This is a genomic window from Agromyces humi (genome assembly GCF_009720255.1).
GTDB classification, from domain to species: domain Bacteria; phylum Actinomycetota; class Actinomycetes; order Actinomycetales; family Microbacteriaceae; genus Agromyces; species Agromyces humi.
On record NZ_WJSP02000543.1, the window covers coordinates 1 to 1970 of the forward strand.

Here is a 1970-nt window from a genome sequence, read left to right on the forward strand (position 1 = left end):
ACGCGGCGACGCGACGGGCGACGGCCTCGGCCGCGTCGAGGGAGCGGGCGCCCGTGCGCCCACCGGAGGCGCCGAGCTCGACGAGCACGTCGATCGGCCGGGGCGGGGTGATGCCGGATGCCGCGATGCCGCGTTCCATGGCGTCGACCGTCTCGAGCGAGTCGACCCAGCACGTGAACGCGAACGCCGGGTCGTCGAGCTCCCCCGCGACGAACGCGAGGGCGTCGGGCGCGACGAGGGCATTGGCGAGCATGATGGCGGAGATGCCGAACCCGCGCGCCGTGCGCACCTGGCCGGGCGTCGCGAGGGTGAGCCCGGTCGCGCCGGCGTCGAGCTGCAGCCGCCAGAGCGCGGGCGCCATCGTGGTCTTGCCGTGCGGCATGAGCTCCATGCCGTGGGCCGCGGCCCAGCCCTGGATGGTGTCGGCGTTGCGGCGCAGGGCCGCGCCGTCGAGCACGGTGATCGGCGTCCAGAACTCCTCGAGGCGCGGTTCGGTGGCGAGGAAGTCGCGCACCGTCAGGCCGGCGGCTCGCCGCGGGAGCCCGGTGTCGCTCGCAGCGAGCACCTCGTCGGCGAGGTCGTCGATTCGACGCGGCATCCGGATTCCTCTCCCGAAGATGTTGCGTATGTTGCAACCGGATTGCATCATATCTGCACACCAGCAACGATGGCCACATGAGCGACGATGGCCGCATGAGCGACGATGGTCGGGTACATCCCGCACCCGACGTCCTCGCCGTGGGCGAGACCATGGCGCTCGTCGCCCCGTCGCGCGCCGAGTCCCTCGAGACCGCGGTCGACTTCCACATCGACGCGGGCGGTGCCGAGGCGAACGTGGCCTCCCACCTGGTCGCGCTCGGGCGCCGCGCGGCCTGGGCCGGCGCCGTGGGCGATGACGCGCTCGGTCGTCGGGTCGTGCGCCAGCTCGCCGAGCGTGGCGTCGACACGCGATGGGTGACGGTGGACGCCGGTGCGCCGACCGGCCTGTACGTCAAGGACCCGGGCCGAGGCGTCGACTACTACCGCGCCGGCTCGGCGGCGTCCCGGCTCGGTCCGGGCGACGTGTCGGCGCTTCCGCTCGACCGGGTGCGGCTCCTCCACGTCAGCGGCATCACGCCCGCGCTCTCGGCCTCGTGCGACGCGCTCGTCGATGCGTTGTTCGATGCCGCAGCAGGGCACGACGTCCCGGTCAGCTTCGACGTCAACCATCGGGCCGCGCTCTGGCCGTCGACGGATGCCGCGGCGCAGCGCCTGCGCGACCTGGCCGCTCGCGCCACCGTCGCGCTCGTCGGACGCGACGAGGCCGAGGGCCTCTGGGGCGTGTCGGGCGTCGATGCGGTGCGCGCGCTCCTGCCCGAGCCGGCCGTGCTCGTGGTGAAGGACGGTGCGGTGGGTGCGACGGAGTTCGCCCGGGGCGACGACGGCGGCGACGACGTCGTCCACGTGCCGGCGCTCACCGTGGAGCTCGTCGAGCCCGTCGGGGCGGGCGATGCGTTCGCAGCCGGCTACCTGCACGCCTGGCTCGACGGCGCGGCATCCGCCGACCGCCTCGCCGCCGGGCACGCGCGAGCGGTGCTCGTGCTCGCCGACACGGCCGACTTCCCCAGGAGCCCCCGAGAGGACCAGGCATGACCGCCAACGTCACCAATTCCGACTTCGACCGGATCCTCGCCGGGCGCCCGCTCATGGCGATCTTCCGCGGACTCGGCGTCGACCGCAGTGTCGAGCTGGCGCGCCGCGCGTGGGAGCTCGGCATCGAGGCGGTCGAGCTGCCCATCCAGTCCGAGGCGGACGTCGACGCGCTCGCCGCGGTGGCGGAGGCCGGCCGCGCCGAGGGGCGGCTCGTGGGCGCGGGCACCGTGGTGTCGACGCGGCACGTCGAGCTCGCGGCATCCGCCGGCGCCGCCTTCACAATCAGCCCCGGATTCGACGCCGACGTCGTGCGGGCGTCGGCCACTGCAGGCCTGCCG

Annotated in this window: 2 protein-coding genes and 1 pseudogene; 2 read left to right on the forward strand and 1 reads right to left on the reverse strand. The window is 74.4% G+C overall.

Translation table 11 applies throughout. The annotated features are described in order from the left end of the window. Window positions 1–598 (reverse strand): alanine racemase (locus tag GH736_RS21990; protein ID WP_203230906.1); only part of this gene is annotated, 598 nt, incomplete at its 3' end. Window positions 599–675: 77 nt separating this feature from the next. Between GH736_RS21990 and GH736_RS21995 the strand changes: the two genes are divergently transcribed. Both GH736_RS21995 and GH736_RS22000 read left to right on the forward strand, forming a co-directional pair. Beyond that, window positions 676–1632, forward strand: a complete 957-nt coding sequence (locus tag GH736_RS21995; protein WP_235934631.1) for a sugar kinase — start codon at window positions 676–678, stop codon at window positions 1630–1632. After that, window positions 1629–1970: pseudogene (locus GH736_RS22000) on the forward strand (2-dehydro-3-deoxyphosphogluconate aldolase); the annotation flags it as partial. The gene GH736_RS21995 and the pseudogene GH736_RS22000, both read left to right, overlap by 4 nt.

Bases quoted from the DNA above. Each gene is read 5' to 3' on its own strand.
- GH736_RS21995 (WP_235934631.1), top strand. From the start codon at position 676: ATGAGCGACGATGGCCGCATGAGCGACGATGGTCGGGTACATCCCGCA.